Source organism: Enterobacter cloacae complex sp. SHL021 (assembly GCF_049237765.1).
Lineage (GTDB): Bacteria > Pseudomonadota > Gammaproteobacteria > Enterobacterales > Enterobacteriaceae > Enterobacter > Enterobacter cloacae.
The window spans coordinates 442442-462589 of the sequence record NZ_JBMKJG010000001.1 but is presented as its reverse complement, the minus strand read 5'-3'; the positions used below and the strand labels follow the sequence as shown (position 1 = coordinate 462589).

The following is a 20148-nucleotide window of genomic DNA, read 5'->3' as shown; positions in this document are numbered from 1 at the left end:
CGCCTGAATATAGTTAACGAGATGAAAAAGCTGGGTAAAGAGTACAGTAATATGGTCATGGTGGCATGACCATATTACTGGGGATCCCTCAGCCCTGTGGGAGAGGGTCGGGGTGAGGGCATCTGACCGCACTTCACCCACAAATTTGATCCTCTCACCCTTTTTTCACAAAAACGCTTGCCGCGAATTTGCAGTTTATTGATAATGATTATCATTGTTACATTGATTGTTATTTATAAACATTATGTCACGTACGGATAACACTGCGGCAACGCCGCCAAAAACAGACACAGCATCCGCCCCCGCCGAGCGTCGCATTGACAGCAAAACCCTGCTGGGCGATGAGGGACGGGTCATTATCGAGCATGACGGTCAACGCTACCTGCTGCGCCAGACCCATGCCGGAAAATTGATCCTCACAAAATAAACAACACAAAAACTCCGCCAGCCACCCAGGTGAACCCCAGGCAGCCAGCGCTTTCAATTCTTAATGGAGAGTTGCTATGCCACACCTGCCTTCCGCGCCTTTACGTCCGTCACTTCTGGCGCTGGCGATTGTCAGCACCCTGCCGGGCGTCGCGTTTGCTACCACAGATGAAATGACCGTGACCGCCACGGGTAACGCCCGTAGCGCCTTCGAAGCCCCCATGATGGTGAGCGTGATTGACGCCAGCACACCGGATAAACAGACCGCCAGCTCGGCGGCCGACCTGCTGCGTAACGTCCCCGGCCTGACGCTCGATGGCACCGGACGTACCAACGGCCAGGACGTTAACCTGCGCGGTTATGACCGTCGCGGCGTGCTGGTACTGGTTGACGGCGTGCGCCAGGGAACCGACACCGGCCACCTGAACAGCACGTTCCTCGATCCGGCGCTGATTAAACGTATCGAAGTGGTGCGCGGTCCGTCGGCCCTGCTGTACGGCAGCGGCGCGCTGGGCGGTGTGATAGCCTATGACACCGTTGATGCCAAAGATCTGCTTGAGCTGGGTAAAAACAGCGGCTATCGGGTGTTCGCTACCGGTGCGACGGGCGATCACAGCATCGGCATGGGGGCCAGCGCCTATGGCCGCACCGATACCCTGGACGGGCTGGTCTCCTGGTCGAGCCGGGATCGCGGCGATCTGCGCCAGAGTGACGGTACCACCGCCCCGAACGACGAATCCATTCAGAACATGCTGGCGAAGGGCAGCTGGAAAATCGACGCGGCCCAGAGCCTGAGCGGCTCCCTGCGCTATTACAATAACGCCGCACAGGAGCCGAAAAACCCGCAAACCAGTGCAGCAGACAGCAGCAGTAACCCGCTGACCGACCGCTCCACCATCCAGCGTGACGCGCAGCTCGGCTATCACCTTGCTCCACAGGGTAACGACTGGCTGAACGCCGACGCGAAAATTTACTGGTCCGAAGCGCGTATCAACGCCCAGAACATCGACGGCAGCGGTGAATTTCGCAAACAGACCACCAAAGGCGGCAAAGTGGAGAACCGCACCCGCCTGTTCAGCGATTCCTTTGCCTCACATCTGCTGACCTACGGCGGTGAGTATTATCGTCAGGAGCAACGCCCGGGCGGGGCAACAACGGGCTTCCCGCAGGCACAAATCGATTTCAGCTCCGGCTGGCTGCAGGATGAAATCACCCTGCGCGACCTCCCCGTGACCCTTCTTGGCGGCACGCGCTACGACAACTACCGCGGCAGCAGCGACGGCTACAAAGATGTGGATGCCGATAAGTGGTCCTCCCGTGCCGGGTTAACCGTCAGCCCGACCGACTGGCTGATGCTGTTCGGCTCTTACGCGCAGGCGTTCCGCGCGCCAACCATGGGCGAAATGTATAACGACGCCAAACACTTCTCCATTGGCCGCTTCTATACCAACTACTGGGTGCCCAACCCCAATCTGCGCCCGGAAACCAACGAAACGCAGGAGTATGGTTTTGGTCTGCGCTTTGATGATCTGATGCTGGCCAACGATGCGCTGGAGTTTAAAGCCAGCTATTTCGATACCAACGCCAAAGACTACATCTCCACCACCGTCGATTTTGCGGCGGCGACCACCATGTCATATAACGTCCCGAACGCCAAAATCTGGGGCTGGGACGTGATGGCGAAATACTCCGCCGACCTGTTCAACCTCGACCTCGCCTATAACCGCACGCGCGGAAAAGATACCGACACGGGCGAGTACATTTCCAGCATTAACCCGGATACCGTCACCAGCAAGCTGGATATTCCGCTGGCACAAAGCGGCTTCTCCGTCGGCTGGATCGGCACCTTTGTCGATCGCTCAACGCACATCAGCAGCAGCTACAGCGAGCAGCCCGGCTACGCGGTTAACGATTTCTACGTGAGCTACACCGGCCAGGCGCAGCTTAAAGGCGTCACCACGACGCTGGTGCTGGGCAACGCCTTCGACAAACAATACTGGTCGCCACAGGGTATTCCGCAGGATGGCCGAAACGGGAAGATTTTCGTCAGTTATCAATGGTAATCCCCGCCCCGGCTGGCCGGGGCAATGCTTTGAGAGGAAAAGACAATGAATCACTACACACGCTGGCTTGAGCTAAAAGAAGAAAATCCGGGTAAGTACGCGCGCGACATTGCAGGTTTAATGAACATCAGCGAAGCCGAGCTGACCTTCGCCCGTGTGGGCCATGACGCCTGGCGCCTGCGCGGTGATGCCCGCGAGATCCTGGCCGCGCTGGAAGCGGTGGGCGAAACCAAATGCATCTGCCGCAACGACTACGCCGTTCACGAGCAGGTCGGCGCCTTTACACATCAACACCTGAGCGGCCACGCCGGGCTGATCCTCAACCCGCGCGCGCTGGATCTGCGCCTGTTCCTTAACCAGTGGGCGAGCGTATTTCACATCAGCGAGGCCACCGCCCGCGGTGAGCGGCAGAGCATTCAGTTCTTCGACCACCAGGGCGACGCCCTGCTGAAGGTTTACGCCACGGATAACACCGACCTCACCGCCTGGGGCGATCTGCTCACCCGCTTTATCTTTGCCGGGAATCCGCCGCTGGCGTTGAAAACGGCCGATGTCCCGGCTCACGCTGAAAACCCGGACGCCTCACTCGTGGACACAGAGTGGCGTGCCATGACCGACGTGCATCAGTTCTTCAGCCTGCTCAAGCGCCACAACCTCAGCCGCCAGCAGGCGTTTCGCCTGGTGGGCGACGATCTGGCCTGCAGGGTCGACAACACCGCGCTGGCCCAGCTGCTGGAAACGGCGCGCCAGGACGGGAACGAAATCATGATTTTCGTCGGCAACCGCGGCTGCGTGCAGATCTTCACCGGCGTGGTGGAAAAACTGATGCCGATGAAGGGCTGGCTGAACATCTTCAACCCGGCTTTCACCCTCCATCTGCTGGAAGGCGCCATCGCAGAATCCTGGGTCACGCGCAAACCGACGGCTGACGGGCATGTCACCAGCCTGGAGCTGTTTGCCGCCGACGGCACGCAGATTGCCCAGCTGTACGGCCAGCGGAGCGAAGGCGAACCCGAGCAGAGCCAGTGGCGCAGCCAGATCGACGCCTTAACGGCAAAAGGGCTGGCCGCATGAAAAAATGGCTTGCCCTGATCAGCGCTCTGCCGCTGCTGGCATTTGCTGCGCCGCAGGAGAAAATCGTCGCGCTCGGCGGCGACGTTACCGAGATTGTCTATGCGCTCGGCGCGGCGTCTTCGCTGGTGGCACGCGACAGCACCAGCCAGTGGCCACAGGCGGCGAACACGCTGCCGGACGTGGGCTATCTGCGCCAGCTAAATGCCGAAGGCATTTTGTCCATGCGCCCCACGCTGGTGCTGGCCAGTGCACAGGCACAGCCGTCTCTGGCGTTAAAACAGGTAGAGCAGAGTCACGTCAGGGTGATCACCGTTCCGGCAGGCAATGACCTCAGTGTTATCGATGAAAAGGTTCGGGTTATCGCTGAGGCGACGCACCGCGAGGCAGAAGGGAAAACCCTGCGCAACTCGCTGCGTCAGGCGCTGTCGGCGCTTCCCGCGTCACCGCTCAATAAACGGGTGCTGTTTATTCTCAACCACGGCGGGATGACCGCGATGGCCGCCGGGCAACAAACCGCAGCGGATGCTGCCATTCGTGCGGCAGGGCTGCAGAACGCGATGCAGGGCTTCACTCGCTATCAGCCGCTGTCTCAGGAAGGCGTTATCGCCAGTCAGCCCGACCTGGTGGTGATCTCTCAGGATGGCGTGAACGCTCTGGGTGGGGCGGATGCGGTGTGGCAACTGCCCGGTCTGGCGCAAACGCCAGCGGGACGTCACCGGCAGATGCTGGCCATCGACGATATGGCGCTGCTGGGCTTTAGCGTGCGAACGCCACAGGCGATCCAGCAGTTACGCCGTAAAGCGGAGCAACTGCCCTGATGTCCCGACGCGCCGTTCTGGCATTGTGGTTGCTGGCCGCGCTGCTGGCCGTCATGACGCTGGCGGCCAGCGGTGTGGGCGCGTTGCGCCTGCCGGTCAGCCTGCTGTGGAGCGGCAGCGACGACGCGCTGCGTCAGATCTGGCTGACGATCCGCCTGCCCCGCGTGCTGCTGGCGCTGGCAATCGGCGGCTCACTGGCGCTGGCGGGCTGTGTGATGCAGGGACTGTTTCGTAACCCGCTGGCCGACCCGGGCCTGCTGGGGATCAGCAGCGGCGCAGCACTCGCCGTTGCGCTGTGGGTGGTTATTCCGCTCTCGCTGCCCGCGCTGGTGATACTGTACGCCCCGATGCTGGCGGCGTTTCTCGGCGCGCTGGCCGCCACATTCGTCATTTTCCTGCTTAGCCGGCAACGTGACAGTTCCCTGTCGCGACTGCTGCTGGTGGGGATTGCCATCAATGCCCTGTGCGGGGCGGCCGTCGGCGTGCTGTCATGGCTCAGTAATGATGCCCAGCTTCGCCAGCTCTCACTCTGGGGCATGGGCAGCCTCGGCCAGGCCCAGTGGTCAACGCTGCTGGCCGTCTGCTCGCTGATGGTTCCCACCGTGCTGGTTATCTGGCGCCTGGCTGGTGCCCTCAACCTGTTGCAGCTTGGCGAGGAAGAGGCGCACTACCTCGGGGTGGAGGTGGCCGTTGTACAGCGGCTCCTGCTGCTGTGCAGCGCCCTGCTGGTGGCCGCCGCGGTGGCCGTCAGCGGTGTCATCGGCTTTGTTGGCCTTGTGGTGCCACACCTGGTGCGCATGTGGCTGGGGGCCGACCACCGGGCGGTGATCCCCGGCTCGGTACTGGCCGGTGCGTTGCTGTTGCTGGCTGCCGATACGCTGGCGCGTACCCTGGTCGCCCCGGCGGAAATGCCGGTCGGTTTATTGACCAGCCTTCTCGGTGCGCCGTGGTTCCTGTGGCTTATCTTTCGTCGCGGAGGTGCGCATGGCTGAACGCTACTGTGCGGAAAATATTGTCTTTCACGCCGGGCAACGGACGCTGATCGACAACGTGTCGCTGACCCTTTCCCAGGGCGAACTGGTGGCGTTGATTGGCCCCAACGGTGCCGGGAAATCGACCTTGTTACGCCTGCTTACCGGCTATCTCAAACCCGAGAGCGGACGGTGCAGTCTGGCGGGAACGCCGCTTGCGGCCTGGCCGCCGGACAGACTCTCCCGCTACCGGGCGGTCATGCGCCAGAATACCCAGCTCGGATTCGACTGGCCGGTAGAAGCGGTGATCGGGATGGGGCGTGCGCCGTGGACGCGCCGCCCTGAGGCGTCGGTGATTGAGGAGGTGATGGCCATCTCCGGCTGTTTACCGCTGGCGGGCAGGCAGTTTGCGGCGCTCTCCGGCGGGGAGCAGCAACGCGTTCAACTCGCCCGCGCGCTGGCACAGCTCTGGTGCGACGGTGCGCCGCGCGGCTGGCTGTTTCTGGATGAACCCACGTCCGCGCTGGATCTTTACCACCAGCAGCATCTGCTGCGCCTGCTCTCTTCCCTGACCCGTAGGGGGCATTTGCATGTCTGTGTTGTGCTGCACGATCTCAATCTGGCGGCGCTGTGGGCGGATCGGATCCTGCTGTTACATAACGGCAAAATGGTCGCTCACGGGGCCCCGGAGGCGGTTCTGCAGGCCGATACGCTGACGCGCTGGTACGGCGCGCAGGTGCAGGTTGGCCGACACCCGGCTCATGCTGCACCTCAGGTGTTTCTCGCCCCCTGATCGGGCTGATAAAAATCTTTCAGGGTTTCCAGCAGGGCATGCGCCGCTTTTGAGAGCTGCGTGTGCCCTGGATGGATCACCCCGATACATTTTTCTATCGGCGGGCTGTCCAGCGGAATACAGACCGCACCCAGCGATGCCATCTGCGCCTCGCACAGCGCCGGTACGGCACTGCCGCCCAGCCCGCTGGCGACCATCCTTCCTACCGTCACCAGCTGATGGCTCTCCAGCGCCACCTCCAGCTTGCGGCCGCTACGGGCCAGCTCCTCTTCCATCATCAGGCGCACCGCCGAGGGGCGCTGCAGGGTAATGAAATCCAGCGTCAGCAGTTCATTCCAGGAGAGGCGTTTTTTCACCGCAAGGGGGGACGCTTTCGGCACAATGGCGACAAACCGGTCGAGGCCCAGCGGCGTAAACAGCAGGTTATGCGTCGGTGCTGGTTCAAAGGCGATCCCCATCTCGACCCGCCCTTCCCGCACCATCTCAATCACCTGTTCGTTGATGACATCATGCACGGTGACGTTGATCCCGGCATGGCGATCGCGAAACGCTTTCAGCACCTCCGGCAGGACGTTAGCCGCAAACGACGGCATGGCCGCGACCGAGATTTTGCCGCGCTGCAGCGTAAAGCACTGGTGCATTGCCTCTTCCACGTTATCCCAGTCAGCCAGCAGCTGCCGCGCCATCGGTAAAAAGGTTTCGCCCTCCTGCGTCAGGGTGACCTTACGCGTGCTTCGCTGCAGCAGCGGGCCCCCCAGCGCATCCTCCAGCCCTTTAATCGTCAGGCTGAGGGCAGGCTGAGAAAGATTTAACCGTTCGCTGGCGTGCGCAAAATTGAGAGTGTGAGCTACCGCTAAAAACGCGCGTAACTGTTTGACACTCATTCTCATTTTTCATCCTGTTAACTAATTGAAAAAATTTAGTTAACAGGAAATTAATAAAAAAACCAAATGAGTGAGTCACAAATTCAAAATTAACAAAAGAGTCGTCGCCCCCAATGATACCGCCACGGACAACAGGAGGGATGGCTATGGCAGGACTGGATAAACGCGTCGGCAGCTATGCGCAGGCGCTGGAGGGGCTGGCGGACGGGATGACATTGCTGGCGGGCGGCTTTGGCCTGTGCGGTATTCCTGAAAATCTGATTGCGGAAGTCAAACGCCGTCAGGTGCAGGGCCTGACGGTGGTATCGAACAACTGCGGCGTGGATGGTTTCGGGCTCGGGCTGCTGCTGGAGACGCGCCAGGTGCGGAAGGTGGTGGCGTCTTACGTCGGCGAGAACGCGCTGTTCGAACAGCAGGTGCTGAGCGGCGAGCTGGAGGTTGAGCTGACGCCCCAGGGCACGCTGGCCGAAAAGGTGCGCGCGGGCGGGGCCGGTATTCCGGCATTTTACACGGCCACCGGCTATGGCACGCCCGTGGCCGCCGGGAAAGAGGTACGTCAGTTTGCCGGTAAGCACTACATCCTTGAAGAGGCTATTACCGGCGATTTTGCGCTGATCAAAGGCTGGAAAGCGGACTGGTACGGCAACGTTATCTACCGCCACACCGCGCAAAATTTCAACCCGCTAATGGCCACCGCAGGACGGATAACCGTGGTGGAGGTGGAAGAGATTGTCCCGCCGGGTGAGCTGCCGCCGTCCGCCATTCACACCCCGGGAATTTATGTCGACAGGCTGATTGTCGGCCAGTTTGAGAAACGCATTGAACAGCGCACGCTGCGCGCAGAGGGAGTCTGACCATGTTAACCCGCGAACAGATGGCCATGCGCGTCGCCCGCGAACTGCGCGACGGTTACTACGTCAACCTGGGGATCGGTATCCCGACGCTGGTGGCGAACTACATCCCGGCCGGCATGGACGTGATGCTCCAGTCAGAGAACGGACTGCTGGGGATGGGGGAATTTCCCGATGCGCAGAGCCTTGATGCCGACATGATTAACGCCGGTAAGCAGACCGTCACCGCGCGAACCGGTGCCGCCATTTTCGACTCGGCCCAGTCCTTCGCCATGATCCGCGGTGGTCACGTCGACCTCACGGTGCTCGGGGCGTTTGAGGTGGACGTGGAAGGCAACATCGCCTCGTGGATGATCCCCGGAAAAATGGTGAAAGGCATGGGCGGCGCCATGGATCTTGTCGCCGGGGCGCAGAACATCATTGTCGTGATGACCCACGCGTCGAAGAGCGGTGAGTCCAAACTGCTGTCGCGCTGCACGCTACCGCTCACCGGCGTGGGCTGCATCCGCCGGGTGTTAACCGACCTGGCCCTGCTGGAAATTAAAGACGGTGCGTTCATTCTGCGTGAATACGCCCCCGGCGTCGGCATTGACGAGATCGTCAGCAAAACTGCCGGAAAAATCATCGTGGCGGACGACGTTCGCGAAATGCGCTTTAGCTGAGGACTCAACATGAAAAACGTCATGATAGTCGGGGCAACGCGAACGCCGATTGGCAGTTTTCGCGGTTCGCTCTCTCCCCTTTCCGCCGTTGAACTTGGTGCTGTCGCGGTGCGCCGCCTGCTTGAGGAGAGCTCGCTTTCGGCAGGTGACACAGACGAACTGATTTTTGGGCAGGTGCTGACGGCAGGCTGCGGACAAAACCCGGCACGTCAGACGGCTATCGCCGCCGGGCTGCCCGTCAGTACCCCTGCCACCACGGTCAATCTGGTCTGCGGCGCGGGGCTGAAGGCGGTACAGCTTGCGGCACAGGCTATCCGCTGTGGAGACGCAGAGGTGGTGATCGCGGGCGGTCAGGAGAGCATGAGCAATGCCCCTTACCTGCTGGATGGCGCCCGTTCCGGGCTGCGTTTTGGCCACACAGGCCTGCAGGACAGCATGATCGTCGACGGCCTGTGGGATGCGTTTAACGATTACCACATGGGGATCACCGCGGAAAACGTCGCCCGGCAGCACGGCATTTCACGCGAGCAGCAGGATGCCTTCGCCGCCGGGTCACAGCAAAAGGCGGCGACTGCCATCGAATCTGCTCGCTTTGAGGCCGAGATTACCCCGGTAACGGTGAAACAGGGCAAGAAGCCGCCATTGGTGATTCGTCATGACGAACAACCCCGGCCAGGAACCACCGCAGAACAGCTTGCGCAACTGCGCCCCGCGTTTCGCCAGGAGGACGGCACGGTCACGGCGGGGAATGCCTCCACCCTGAACGATGGCGCCGCCGCGGTGTTGCTGATGAGCGAAGAAAAAGCGCGGGCGAGCGGACTACCGGTGCTGGGCCGGATCGTGAGCTACGCCGTTACCGGGGTCGACCCGTCCGTAATGGGCATCGGCCCCGTCAGCGCCTGCCAGACCGCGCTGGCGCGGGCAGGCTGGACGCTGGATGAGGTGGATCTCATCGAAGCCAACGAAGCTTTTGCCGCGCAGGCGCTGGCGGTTGGTAACCTGCTTGGCTGGGATGCGCGCAAGGTGAACGTTAACGGTGGCGCTATCGCGCTGGGCCATCCGATTGGTGCATCCGGCTGTCGGATCCTTGTGACGCTGCTGCATGAAATGCAGCGCCGTGACGCCAAAAAAGGGCTGGTCACTCTGTGCATAGGCGGCGGGCAAGGCATTGCGCTGACCGTCGAGCGTTAAACCTCTCGTGAGTACCCGAATATAACAACAGTAAGGAGTCGCAATGAGTGTGTTAATTGCCCTGGCGGCGCTGGCGCTGCTGATGCTGGCGGCCTATCGCGGATATAGCGTTATTCTTTTTGCGCCCATTGCGGCGCTGGGTGCCGTGCTGTTAACCGACCCGGGCGCTGTCGGCCCGACGTTTACCGGCCTGTTTATGGAAAAGATGGTGGGCTTCGTCAAGCTCTACTTCCCGGTGTTCCTGCTGGGCGCCGTGTTTGGCAAGCTGATTGAACTCTCCGGCTTCTCACGCTCCATTGTTGCCGCAGCGATTCAAATCCTTGGCCGCCGCCACGCCATTCCGGTGATTGTGCTGGTCTGCGCGCTGTTAACCTACGGCGGCGTGTCGCTCTTTGTGGTGGCGTTTGCCGTTTATCCTTTCGCCGCCGAACTGTTTCGCCAGAGCGGGATCCCCAAACGGCTGATCCCGGCGACCGTGGCGCTGGGGGCGTTCTCGTTCACCATGGACGCCCTGCCCGGCACGCCGCAGATCCAGAATATTATCCCCACCAGCTTCTTCGGCACTAATGCCTGGGCTGCCCCCTGGCTGGGGCTGATTGGCTCGCTGTTTATTATCTGCTTTGGCCTGCTCTGGCTGGAGCGCCAGCGGCGGAAAGCGCTCAATAACAATGAAGGTTACGGCACGGATCTGAAAAACGAACCGGAAACGCCGGACAACATTAACCTTCCCCATCCGCTGATTGCGATTTCCCCCCTGCTGGTGGTGGGGATCCTCAACCTGCTGTTTACCCGCTGGATCCCCGGCTGGTATGGCACCAGCCACGAGCTGACCCTGCCCGGACTGGCAAAGCCGATTGTGACCGAGGTCAGCAAGATCACCGCCATCTGGGCCGTGGAAGCCGCGCTGATTTCCGGTATCGTGCTGGTGCTGATCTTTGGCTTTCGCAATATCCGGGGACGTCTGGCGGAAGGCAGCCGGACGGCAGTGAGCGGCGCGATCCTGGCGGCGATGAATACCGCCTCGGAATATGGTTTCGGTGCAGTTATCGCCGCCCTGCCCGGCTTTCTGGTCTTATCCCATGCGCTGGCGGCTATTCCGAACCCGTTACTGAATGAAGCGATCAGCGTAACCGTTCTCGCCGGGATCACCGGTTCGGCTTCAGGTGGGATGAGCATTGCGCTGCGGCCATGGCAGACAGCTTTGTCGCCGCCGCCCACGCCGCGAATATTCCGCTGGAGGTCCTGCACCGGGTGGCTTCTATGGCCAGCGGTGGCATGGATACACTCCCCCATAACGGCGCGGTGATTACGCTGCTGGCCATCACCGGTCTTAGCCATCGTCAGGCCTATGGCGGTATTTTCGCCATCACGATCATCAAAAGTCTGGCGGTGCTTTTTGTCATTGCCGTGTTCTATCTCACCGGCATTGTGTAAGGAGAATAAAATGAATCTGAACGGTAAAACGGCGCTGGTGACCGGCTCGACCAGCGGTATTGGTCTGGGCATCGCCCGCGTACTGGCAAAGGCCGGAGCGCAGCTGATCCTCAACGGTTTTGGCGACAGTGACGCAGCAAGAGAAGAGATCGCCCGGCTGGGGAAAAAACCGGGCTATCACGATGCAGATCTGCGTGACGCCCTGCAAATCGACGCGATGATGCGCTACGCCGACACGCAGTTCGGCGGAGTGGATATTCTTATCAATAATGCCGGGATACAGCATGTCGCCCCGGTTGAGGCGTTCCCGGTGGAGAAATGGAACGACATTATTGCCATTAACCTGTCGTCGGTGTTTCACACCAGCCGACTGGCGCTGCCTGCAATGCGCGAGAAAAACTGGGGACGCATCATTAATATCGCCTCCGTGCATGGGCTGGTGGCATCGAAAGAGAAATCAGCCTATGTCGCTGCCAAGCATGGGGTGGTAGGTTTTACAAAATCCCTGGCGCTGGAGACTGCCCGCACCGGTATTACTGCTAACGCCATCTGCCCGGGATGGGTGCTTACGCCGCTGGTTCAGCAGCAGATCGACAAACGTATCGCAGAAGGTGTGCCTGCGGATCGGGCGCGCGAGCAGTTGCTTGCGGAGAAACAGCCATCAGGAGAGTTTGTTACGCCAGAACAGCTGGGTGAACTGGCGCTGTTTTTATGTAGCGACAGCGCCGTGCACGTGCGGGGCGCGGCGTGGAATATGGACGGCGGGTGGGTCGCCCAGTGACGTATCGGCCGGGCAAGCCTGTGCTTCCCGGCCATAACATTAGCTTGAGCAGCTGACCTCCAGCCGCTTGCCCCAGTCAGGCGGGCGGCTGACATAATCGTCGTCCCGGTCGGCAAACGGCGTGCGCAACGCTACGTGCAGCCGGTGTAATTCCGCATATTCACCTTGCTCCGCCTGCTCAATCGCCCGCTGCGCCAGCCAGTTGCGCAAGACCATCGCCGGGTTCGCCGCGTTCATTTGCGCCTGCCGGGTCGCGTCATCCACCTGCTCTTGTTGCAGGCGCGAGCGGTAAGTGGCAAACCAGTCGTCAAACGCCTGTCGGTCGATAAACTCATCGCGCAGCGGTGAGGCGGGGCTATGCTGCTCTGTCTGGCCGAGCATACGGAAGGTACGGGTATAGTCGCTGCCCTCACGCGCCATGAGCGCAAACAAGCCATTCAGAATAGTGTTATCGCCCTTCTCCTGCGTCATCAGCCCCAGCTTGTTGCGCATCAGCGTGCCGTATTCGCGCAGCAATGTCTCCTGATAGCCGTCGAGCGCATCATTCAGGGCATCAACGTCGATAAACGGCGACAGGGATTGCGCCAGACGCTGCAGATTCCACAGCCCCACCGCCGGCTGATTGTCAAAGCTGTAGCGCCCCTGATAGTCCGAGTGGTTGCAGATATACCCCGGCTGATAGTCATCGAGAAAACCAAACGGACCGTAATCAAAGGTCAGCCCCAGAATTGACATGTTGTCGGTGTTCATCACGCCATGAGCAAAGCCTACGGACTGCCAGCGGGCAATCATGATTGCCGTGCGGGCAACCACATCCTGGAACCAGAGGTGGTATTTGTCGGCCTCGTCCTGTAACTGCGGCCAGTGCCGTCGGATGGCGTAATCGGCAAGCTGGCGTACTTTTTCCGGCTCGCGGCGATAATAAAAGTGTTCAAAATGGCCGAAACGCAGATGGCTTTGCGCAATGCGCATCAGCATGGCGCCTTTCTCTACCGTTTCGCGGACCACCGGGGTGTCACTGGTCACTATCGTCAGCGCGCGCGTGGTGGGAATACCCAGCGCATGCATCGCTTCCGACGCCAGACTTTCACGAATGGTTGAGCGCAGTACCGCGCGCCCGTCGCCCATGCGTGAATAGGGTGTGAGACCCGCCCCTTTCAGGTGCCAGTCGACCGTCTCTCCGCCGGGGAGTTGTTGTTCGCCGAGCAGGATCCCACGGCCGTCCCCCAGCTGTCCCGCCCAGACGCCAAACTGGTGTCCGCTATAGACCTGAGCGAGGGGCTGCATGCCATCGAGCAGCGTTTCCCCTCCCCAGACGCCCGCGCCGTCTGAAGGCTGGAACATTTCCGGTGGGATAGCCAGGTCGTTCGCCAGCGAATCGTTATGCCAGACAAGACGGGAATGATGTAATGGTGTTGGTTTGAGTGCGGTATAAAAACCCGGCAACTCGTCATGCCAGTGCGCAGTAAAAGACAGGGTCATAAGTCCTCCTGCTTTTAGTGTAGAGGGTTTACCCGGACTTAAACACGGGCGAAAGAAAGGGTTATCACTGAACCAGCGTGGTGACGCGCTCTGCAGAGACGGCTGGCCACAGCGCCCCCTGCATGGCACCAAAGTTGAAGGATAAAACGCGCTGCAACAGGGCATGATCGTCAATACCGGCGACGAGCACAGACTGACAATGTGACGTTATTTGCCACAGAATAGCGCGCATAAAGGGCTCAAAAGAAAGCGCTGCCGCGTGCTGCTGGATAAACCCTTTGTCCAGAATGACACGTTTAAACAAACCATCATAAACGGCTTTAAGCGAGGCTTCACCGGCACCAAAGTTTGCCAGCACCAGCGGAAAATGAATCGCCATTCTCGCCAGTTCGGGATCGTCTTTTCCGTTATTTAAACCTGGATAATTCTCATTAACAGTAAACTCAAGAAACGGATAACGCTCAAGTATTGAAACAGCGTTCCCATTACTTAATAAAAACTCAACTATTACAGGTGTAATATTGATCCATGCAATTAACTGATGCTGAATAAAAAACAGTTTACAGGTATCAAGCAATTGCAGTTTTTCTTGAAACAGCGCTAACTCTTCTGCCGGTGTCAGACGCGGGATAACGAGTTCAGTGGGGATCCGTACATCGCTGCCGACGCCAGTAAAGTTAACCGTCACCTCTAATCCTTTAAGCTCACCGGCATTATTGCGGGCAGGCTGGAGCAACAGCTCAGACTGGTAGGCATTATCTAACGTAATAATCATTGCACTCGCCCCGCATTAAAGATGAGAGAGGACATCCTGGAGCAATTGCTGACACAATTCCACTGTCTTGATTTTAATAAGTTTAATTTCATTAGATCCGTATTAATTTACAGATTTATCCCTGAATCTAAAATAATCTTATCCTGGTTGCTGCGTAATAGCCAGTTTTAGATAAAACAGACACATAAGGACATAAGTAATTTGTTGTAAATTTAACTTTAATCATCTTATTTGCAAAAAAACGGCATGGTTTAATTGTGCCATGCCGTCAGAAATGCGTGGTCGGTGGCGGACTAAATACGTCGTGCCTGCCAGAAATTTTTACGCCAGTAAACATTATCGAGCGAAGAACGCATCACCCCACGACTGGTCGAGGCATGAATAAACTGGTTATCCGTATCATAAATGCCAACATGCAGACCACTTTCACCCGAGCCGGTTTTGAAAAAAACCAGGTCGCCGGGTAACAACTCATCTTTATCAATTTCGGTACCGATTTCAGCCTGTTTGCGCGTTTCGCGTGGAAGCTGCAAATCAAACTTATCCCGGAACGTCATCAGCACAAAGCCGGAGCAATCCACCCCACCGCGACTCATGCCACCGTAGCGATACGGTGTCCCGCGCCAGTTGCTCAGCTGATCGTTCAGGCTGGCAATCACAGTGATTGAATCTGAAAGTCGTGGGTTAGGCGGCGGTGCGCGATGGCTACTGCATCCCGCAAGAAATAACGCTGCCACCATGAGAAACCAGAATCGCATGTCCAGACGAATCCTCTGCTTTTTTTATTCTTTTCGTAATTTAGCGTGCAATGGCGCTAACAGGCAAGAAACGGTTACTCGTGTGCGGTAGAAATCAGCATCTTATGCCCTTCGATATCCAGCCTGCGGAACGGCATATGGTAAGCACGAGCGAGATTTGGCGGCGTAAGGACGCTATCGCGCGTGCCGCTGGCAATCATCTTCCCGCGCGCCAGAAGCCAGACGCTGTGCGCATGGCGCAGCGTATGGTTCAGGTCATGGCTGCTCATCACCACGGCAATGCCTTGTCGACACAGCGCGCTGAGGAGCGTGTCCAGCGCCGCCTGTTGCGCCACGTCCAGACCGCTCATCGGCTCGTCCAGCAACAACAGTCGCCCGTGAGGGTTGCCCGCCGGATGGATCTGAAGGATCACCGCCGCCAGACGGACGCGCTGCCACTCGCCACCGGAAAGCTGGCTGGCATGCCGGGAAAGTTTGTCCTCTAACCCCAACGCTGCCGCCACTTCGGTGAGCAGCGCGGTCTGCTGTTTATCGTGCAGATGCAGCATCAGATAGTGCCAGACCGGCATCGCAAACGGCGGGACCTGCTGCTGAACAAGGTAGCTCCTCCGGTGCGCCAGCGCGACCGCCGACCAGTCACTCAGGGGGCTATCGAGCAAGGTGATCGAGCCTGGCCCGACGGTCAGCCCCGCCATGCGCGCCAGCAGAGTACTCTTCCCTGCCCCGTTCGGCCCCACCAGATGCAGGATTTCACCTGCACGGATGGCCGCCGTCACCGGCTCCAGACGCCCCGTCTCGGCAACGTCCGTGAGCTGCATCAGCTGCGTCATTATTTCGCCAGCGCCAGCTTGATTGACTCCATGACGATAGGATCTTCAGGCGTCATATCCGGAGAAAAACGCTGAACGACCTGGCCGTCACGACCAATCAGGAATTTTTCGAAATTCCACAGGATGTCGTCCGGATAGAGCGGTGCTCGCCCTTTGCTGGCCATACGCTCGTAAAAGCCACTGCCTTTCGGTGCCACGGCGGTCGGCGCGGCGGCCACCAGTTTGGCATACAGCGGGTGACGATTTTCGCCATTCACATCAATTTTGCTGAACATCGGGAACGTCACGCCATAGGTGGTGCTGCAAAACGTTTTGATCTCCTCTTCGCTGCCCGGCTCCTGACCCAGGAACTGATTGCACGGGAAGCCCAGCACGGTAAAGCCGTCTTTCTCCCAGGCTTTCTGAATGTTCTCCAACTGCTCGTACTGCGGCGTCAGACCACATTTGGAGGCCACGTTCACAATGAGCAACACGTTGCCTTTGTAGCGTTCCAGGGTGGTTTTGTCCCCGTCGATGGTGGTCACTTCGGTATTCAGAATATCAGACTGCATAGCATTTCCTCAGGTTATCGATTTAACGTCCAGCTTTTAATAGTAGCCAGATAAACACCGGCGCGCCCAGCGTGGCGGTGACCACACCGATGGGCAACTCAGCGGCGTTCAGGGCGAGCCTGGCGATGATATCCGCCACCAGCAGCGTTGCCGCACCGGCCACTGCCGAGGCGGGAAGTAAGATTCGATGGTCGGTGATGCCACACAGACGCAGCATGTGCGGGATAACCAGCCCGATAAAGCCAATCGCCCCCGCCAGCGCCACGCTCACTCCCACCAGCCAGCCGATTGCAATCACCAGCGCGTTGCGCCAGACGCCAATCGGCATCCCAAGCTGGCGGGCTGAGGTTTCACCAAGAGCGAGAATATTCAGCGGCTGCGACTGCACGCCCGCCCACAGTATGACCGGGACCAGCAGCATCATCAGCCAGCCCTGCCGCCAGTCTACGCCGCCAAACCCGCCCATCATCCAGTACATCAGCTGACGCAGATCGAACGAGGTGGAGAAGTAGACCGCCCAGGTCATCAACGCGCTGCAGATGATCCCCAACGCAACCCCGGCAAGCAGCAGCCGACTGGTTGATAAATGGCGTCGTGCGAAGCGCAGGAGAATAAGGGTGATCAGCAATGCCCCGAAAATGGCGCTGAGGCTAACGCCCCAGGGGGAAAGCGCCCCACCGCCGAGCATCACCGCGGCAATCAGCCCTACACCGGCGCCATTTGAGACACCGAGCAGCCCCGGCTCTGCCAGAGGGTTTTCAAACAACGCCTGCATAATGGTGCCTGAGAGCGCCAGCGCGGCACCGACCAGGATCACCGCCAGCGTGCGCGGCAGACGAATTTGCCAGACGAAAAGCTGCCCTTCAGGACCAAACCAGCGTGCCGGGCTTAGCCACTGGTCGCCGGCACACAGGCTGAAACCGGCGGCAACAAAAAGCAGCAGCACCAGCAAAAGCAGGCGGCGTCGATCGGAACGCTGTTGGCGATGGGCAAAATCAAGCATGTGTACGGTTTTATTAGCGTGAGATGTAATTGATTTTACGGCGGGTTTGCCAGCGAGAGCAAAGAAAAAAGGCCGCGAAAGCGGCCTTTTTAGTTAGTTCATATTACTCTGTTTTGGGCGTTGCGTTTTCGACACGGCTTTTTAACTTCTGTCCGGGTCTGAAGGTCACCACGCGGCGGGCTGTAATGGGAATATCTTCCCCCGTCTTCGGGTTACGGCCCGGACGTTGGTTTTTGTCTCGCAAATCAAAATTGCCAAAGCCGGAGAGTTTTACCTGCTCACCATTTTCCAGAGCACGACGGATCTCTTCGAAAAACAGCTCTACCAGCTCTTTGGCATCCCGTTTGCTAAGCCCAAGCTTATCAAACAGATATTCTGACATTTCAGCTTTTGTAAGCGCCATAGGTTCAATCCCTCAATGATGCCTGGAATCGCTCTTTTAATGCCTCTACACATTTGGCGACGGTAGCGGCAATCTCCTCTTCTTCGAGTGTACGGCTGGTATCCTGAAGGATAAGGCTGATAGCGAGGCTCTTGAAACCTTCTGCTACGCCCTTGCCGCGGTACACGTCAAATAAGTTTACGCCAACTACCTGATTTACGCCAACTTTCTTACACTCGGCCAAAATATCTGCTGCAGGCACGTTTTCAGCGACCACAACCGCGATATCACGGCGGTTTGCCGGGAAGCGAGAGACGTCCTGCGCCTGTGGAATCACGCGGTCTGCAACCGGACTCCATTCCAGCTCAAACACGATGGTACGGCCGTTCAGGTCCAGTTTACGTTCCAGCTCAGGATGAACAACGCCAATAAAACCAATGCGTTTGCCCGCTAAATAGATAGCCGCACTTTGACCCGGATGGAGTGCCGGAATGGCTTCTGCACGGAATTCAATTTCAGATAATTTACCGGTCAGATCGAGAATCGCTTCCAGATCGCCCTTCATATCGTAGAAATCAACCGTGCCTTTTGCCAGGTCCCAGTGCTCTTCATAGCGATTACCGCTGATGGCGCCAGCCAGCATGAGATCCTGACGGATGCCTAAATTTGCCTGATTATCCGGCACAAAGCGCAAACCGCTTTCGAAAATTCGCACACGGTTTTGCTGACGATTCTGGTTGTAGACAATCGTGCCCAGCAGGCCGGTCCACAGAGACAGGCGCATCGCCGACATCTCGCTGGAGATCGGGCTTGGCAGGATCAGCGCCTCCTGGCCTGGATGGATCAGCTGCTGCAGCTTAGGATCGACAAAGCTGTAGGTGATCACTTCCTGATAACCTTTGTCGTTCAGCATGGTTTTCACACGCTTCAGGGAGAGATCGGCTTCACGGTGGGAGCCCATCACCAGACCGGCCTGTACCGGCTCGTCAGGGATGTTGTTGTAGCCGTAGACGCGGGCCACTTCTTCCACCAGATCTTCTTCAATCTCCATGTCGAAACGCCATGATGGCGCAACGGCTTTCCACTCGTCCTGCCCTTCCGTCACGTCGCAACCCAGACGTTTCAGAATATCGGTGACCTGTGCATCGGCAACGTGGTGGCCAATCAGGCGATCCAGCTTGCTGCGACGCAGGGTAATGGTCGCGCGCTTCGGCAGGGTGTCTTCGTTGGTTACATCAATAACCGGGCCCGCTTCGCCGCCGCAGATGTCGATCAGCAGACGGGTCGCACGTTCCATCGCTTTGTACTGCAGCGCCGGGTCAACGCCGCGCTCGTAGCGGTGAGAGGCATCGGTGTGCAGACCATGACGACGCGCACGACCGGTAATAGAGAGCGGGCTGAAGAAGGCACATTCCAGCAGAACGTTTTGCGTTTCATCGTTCACGCCAGAGTGTTCGCCACCGAAGATCCCGCCCATCGCCAGCGCCTTACCGTGATCGGCAATCACCAGCGTGTCGGCATTCAGTTTTGCTTCGCTGCCGTCCAGCAGAACCAGGGTTTCACCCTCTTTCGCCATACGCACGATAATCCCACCGTCGATACGATCTTTATCGAACGCGTGCATTGGCTGACCCAGTTCCAGCAGAACATAGTTGGTCACGTCAACAACCGCATCAATAGAACGGATACCGCAGCGACGCAGTTTTTCTTTCATCCACAGCGGGGTTGGCGCTTTGACGTTGATACCTTTCACCACACGACCGAGGTAGCGTGGGCAGGCTTCAGGCGCGTCTACCTGAATAGGCAGGATGTCGCTGATGGTAGCAGCAACCGGGACAATCTCCGGCGCGTTCAGTTCGGTCTGGTTCAGCACCGCAACATCGCGAGCCACGCCGATAATCCCTAAGCAGTCCGCACGGTTTGGCGTCACGCTGATTTCGATGGTGTTGTCATCGAGCTTCAGGTATTCGCGGATATCGGTGCCGATTGGCGCATCCAGCGGCAGTTCAATAATGCCGTTGTGATCGTCGGAAATACCCAGCTCGGAGAACGAGCACAGCATGCCTTCAGACGGCTCGCCGCGCAGTTTGGCCGCTTTAATTTTGAAATCGCCCGGCAGCACAGCGCCGACAGTCGCCACGGCCACTTTCAGGCCCTGACGGCAGTTTGGCGCGCCGCAGACGATATCCAGCAGACGATCGCCACCCACATTAACTTTGGTGACGCGCAGTTTGTCAGCGTTAGGGTGCTGACCGCATTCAACCACTTCGCCCACGACCACGCCGGTGAAGGCGCCAGAAACCGGCTCTACACCGTCAACTTCCAGACCCGCCATGGTGATCTGGTTGGAAAGCGCTTCGCTGTCCAGTGTGGTGTTCACCCATTCGCGTAACCACAGTTCACTGAATTTCATTGTTCT

Annotated in this window: 19 protein-coding genes and 1 pseudogene; 11 read left to right on the top strand and 9 right to left on the bottom strand. The window is 58.7% G+C overall.

Features of this window, described 5'->3' with window-relative positions:
* Positions 1-244: 244 nt before the first annotated feature.
* From hemP to ACOTZF_RS02180, 6 genes are all read left to right on the top strand, one after another.
* On the top strand, positions 245-427 hold the full coding sequence (gene hemP / locus ACOTZF_RS02205; RefSeq protein ID WP_020688348.1) for a hemin uptake protein HemP: 183 nt from the start codon (positions 245-247) through the stop codon (positions 425-427).
* A 76-nt stretch (positions 428-503) separates the two neighbouring features.
* The gene (locus ACOTZF_RS02200) at positions 504-2489 is read left to right on the top strand and encodes a TonB-dependent hemoglobin/transferrin/lactoferrin family receptor (RefSeq protein ID WP_095439341.1); all 1986 of its coding nucleotides are present in this window, start codon (positions 504-506) and stop codon (positions 2487-2489) included.
* Positions 2490-2534: 45 nt separating this feature from the next.
* Positions 2535-3563 carry a hematinate-forming heme oxygenase ChuS gene (gene chuS / locus ACOTZF_RS02195; RefSeq protein WP_058651495.1) on the top strand — a complete coding sequence of 343 codons (1029 nt, stop codon included), beginning with the start codon at positions 2535-2537 and terminating at the stop codon, positions 3561-3563.
* On the top strand, positions 3560-4381 hold the full coding sequence (locus tag ACOTZF_RS02190; protein WP_058651494.1) for a heme/hemin ABC transporter substrate-binding protein: 822 nt from the start codon (positions 3560-3562) through the stop codon (positions 4379-4381). The genes chuS and ACOTZF_RS02190 overlap by 4 nt, the downstream gene beginning before the upstream one ends.
* Positions 4381-5373, top strand: a complete 993-nt coding sequence (locus ACOTZF_RS02185) for a FecCD family ABC transporter permease (protein WP_129252798.1) — start codon at positions 4381-4383, stop codon at positions 5371-5373. The genes ACOTZF_RS02190 and ACOTZF_RS02185 overlap by 1 nt, the downstream gene beginning before the upstream one ends.
* A complete protein-coding gene (locus ACOTZF_RS02180) occupies positions 5366-6145 on the top strand; it encodes a heme ABC transporter ATP-binding protein (protein WP_038980285.1) in 780 nt (259 codons plus the stop codon). The genes ACOTZF_RS02185 and ACOTZF_RS02180 overlap by 8 nt, the downstream gene beginning before the upstream one ends.
* On the opposite strand, the gene ACOTZF_RS02175 is transcribed toward ACOTZF_RS02180, so the two are convergent.
* On the bottom strand, positions 6124-7035 hold the full coding sequence (locus ACOTZF_RS02175) for a LysR family transcriptional regulator (protein WP_038980284.1): 912 nt from the start codon (positions 7033-7035) through the stop codon (positions 6124-6126). The two genes, ACOTZF_RS02180 and ACOTZF_RS02175, sit on opposite strands and share 22 nt — an antisense overlap.
* Before the next feature lie 140 nt (positions 7036-7175).
* On the opposite strand from ACOTZF_RS02175, the gene ACOTZF_RS02170 reads away from it, so the two are divergent.
* From ACOTZF_RS02170 to ACOTZF_RS02150, 5 genes and pseudogenes are all read left to right on the top strand, one after another.
* Entirely contained in the window at positions 7176-7883 is a 708-nt protein-coding gene (locus tag ACOTZF_RS02170) for a CoA transferase subunit A (protein ID WP_013096989.1), read from the top strand.
* A gap of 2 nt (positions 7884-7885) precedes the next feature.
* Positions 7886-8542 (top strand): CoA transferase subunit B, encoded by a 657-nt coding sequence (locus tag ACOTZF_RS02165; protein WP_020688356.1) that lies wholly within the window; start codon positions 7886-7888, stop codon positions 8540-8542.
* Positions 8543-8551: 9 nt separating this feature from the next.
* The gene (locus ACOTZF_RS02160) at positions 8552-9733 is read left to right on the top strand and encodes an acetyl-CoA C-acetyltransferase (RefSeq protein WP_047023718.1); all 1182 of its coding nucleotides are present in this window, start codon (positions 8552-8554) and stop codon (positions 9731-9733) included.
* Positions 9734-9776: 43 nt separating this feature from the next.
* Positions 9777-11167: pseudogene (locus ACOTZF_RS02155) on the top strand (GntP family permease).
* A gap of 10 nt (positions 11168-11177) precedes the next feature.
* Complete coding sequence (locus ACOTZF_RS02150) at positions 11178-11948, top strand: 3-hydroxybutyrate dehydrogenase (RefSeq protein WP_013096993.1); 771 nt, start codon at positions 11178-11180, stop codon at positions 11946-11948.
* Positions 11949-11987: 39 nt separating this feature from the next.
* Here the strand turns inward: ACOTZF_RS02150 and selO are convergent, their stop codons facing one another.
* The 8 genes from selO to pheT form a co-directional block, all read right to left on the bottom strand.
* Positions 11988-13430 (bottom strand): protein adenylyltransferase SelO, encoded by a 1443-nt coding sequence (gene selO / locus ACOTZF_RS02145; protein ID WP_129252796.1) that lies wholly within the window; start codon positions 13428-13430, stop codon positions 11988-11990.
* Positions 13431-13494: 64 nt separating this feature from the next.
* Positions 13495-14205, bottom strand: a complete 711-nt coding sequence (locus tag ACOTZF_RS02140) for an EAL domain-containing protein (RefSeq protein WP_038980279.1) — start codon at positions 14203-14205, stop codon at positions 13495-13497.
* Between the two features lie 293 nt (positions 14206-14498).
* Complete coding sequence (locus ACOTZF_RS02135) at positions 14499-14963, bottom strand: C40 family peptidase (RefSeq protein ID WP_023620702.1); 465 nt, start codon at positions 14961-14963, stop codon at positions 14499-14501.
* 74 nt (positions 14964-15037) lie between these two features.
* Entirely contained in the window at positions 15038-15793 is a 756-nt protein-coding gene (gene btuD / locus ACOTZF_RS02130; RefSeq protein WP_013096997.1) for a vitamin B12 ABC transporter ATP-binding protein BtuD, read from the bottom strand.
* Positions 15793-16344, bottom strand: a complete 552-nt coding sequence (locus ACOTZF_RS02125; RefSeq protein ID WP_129252794.1) for a glutathione peroxidase — start codon at positions 16342-16344, stop codon at positions 15793-15795. Before ACOTZF_RS02125 ends, btuD begins: the two co-directional genes overlap by 1 nt.
* A 22-nt stretch (positions 16345-16366) precedes the next feature.
* Entirely contained in the window at positions 16367-17347 is a 981-nt protein-coding gene (gene btuC / locus ACOTZF_RS02120) for a vitamin B12 ABC transporter permease BtuC (protein ID WP_129252792.1), read from the bottom strand.
* Positions 17348-17450: 103 nt separating this feature from the next.
* Positions 17451-17750: an integration host factor subunit alpha gene (gene ihfA, locus ACOTZF_RS02115; RefSeq protein ID WP_013097001.1), complete on the bottom strand. Its 300-nt coding sequence runs from the start codon at positions 17748-17750 to the stop codon at positions 17451-17453.
* A 4-nt stretch (positions 17751-17754) separates the two neighbouring features.
* Complete coding sequence (gene pheT / locus ACOTZF_RS02110) at positions 17755-20142, bottom strand: phenylalanine--tRNA ligase subunit beta (protein ID WP_040019679.1); 2388 nt, start codon at positions 20140-20142, stop codon at positions 17755-17757.
* Positions 20143-20148: the final 6 nt, after the last annotated feature.

Coding starts and splice junctions, on each gene's coding strand:
- ACOTZF_RS02170 (WP_013096989.1), top strand. CDS start 7,176: ATGGCAGGACTGGATAAACGCGTCGGCAGCTATGCGCAGGCGCTGGAG.
- ACOTZF_RS02200 (WP_095439341.1), top strand. CDS start 504: ATGCCACACCTGCCTTCCGCGCCTTTACGTCCGTCACTTCTGGCGCTG.
- ihfA (WP_013097001.1), bottom strand. CDS start 17,750: ATGGCGCTTACAAAAGCTGAAATGTCAGAATATCTGTTTGATAAGCTT.
- chuS (WP_058651495.1), top strand. CDS start 2,535: ATGAATCACTACACACGCTGGCTTGAGCTAAAAGAAGAAAATCCGGGT.
- ACOTZF_RS02175 (WP_038980284.1), bottom strand. CDS start 7,035: ATGAGAATGAGTGTCAAACAGTTACGCGCGTTTTTAGCGGTAGCTCAC.
- ACOTZF_RS02140 (WP_038980279.1), bottom strand. CDS start 14,205: ATGATTATTACGTTAGATAATGCCTACCAGTCTGAGCTGTTGCTCCAG.
- pheT (WP_040019679.1), bottom strand. CDS start 20,142: ATGAAATTCAGTGAACTGTGGTTACGCGAATGGGTGAACACCACACTG.
- ACOTZF_RS02125 (WP_129252794.1), bottom strand. CDS start 16,344: ATGCAGTCTGATATTCTGAATACCGAAGTGACCACCATCGACGGGGAC.
- hemP (WP_020688348.1), top strand. CDS start 245: ATGTCACGTACGGATAACACTGCGGCAACGCCGCCAAAAACAGACACA.
- btuD (WP_013096997.1), bottom strand. CDS start 15,793: ATGACGCAGCTGATGCAGCTCACGGACGTTGCCGAGACGGGGCGTCTG.
- selO (WP_129252796.1), bottom strand. CDS start 13,430: ATGACCCTGTCTTTTACTGCGCACTGGCATGACGAGTTGCCGGGTTTT.
- ACOTZF_RS02190 (WP_058651494.1), top strand. CDS start 3,560: ATGAAAAAATGGCTTGCCCTGATCAGCGCTCTGCCGCTGCTGGCATTT.
- ACOTZF_RS02150 (WP_013096993.1), top strand. CDS start 11,178: ATGAATCTGAACGGTAAAACGGCGCTGGTGACCGGCTCGACCAGCGGT.
- ACOTZF_RS02160 (WP_047023718.1), top strand. CDS start 8,552: ATGAAAAACGTCATGATAGTCGGGGCAACGCGAACGCCGATTGGCAGT.
- ACOTZF_RS02135 (WP_023620702.1), bottom strand. CDS start 14,963: ATGCGATTCTGGTTTCTCATGGTGGCAGCGTTATTTCTTGCGGGATGC.
- ACOTZF_RS02185 (WP_129252798.1), top strand. CDS start 4,381: ATGTCCCGACGCGCCGTTCTGGCATTGTGGTTGCTGGCCGCGCTGCTG.
- ACOTZF_RS02165 (WP_020688356.1), top strand. CDS start 7,886: ATGTTAACCCGCGAACAGATGGCCATGCGCGTCGCCCGCGAACTGCGC.
- btuC (WP_129252792.1), bottom strand. CDS start 17,347: ATGCTTGATTTTGCCCATCGCCAACAGCGTTCCGATCGACGCCGCCTG.
- ACOTZF_RS02180 (WP_038980285.1), top strand. CDS start 5,366: ATGGCTGAACGCTACTGTGCGGAAAATATTGTCTTTCACGCCGGGCAA.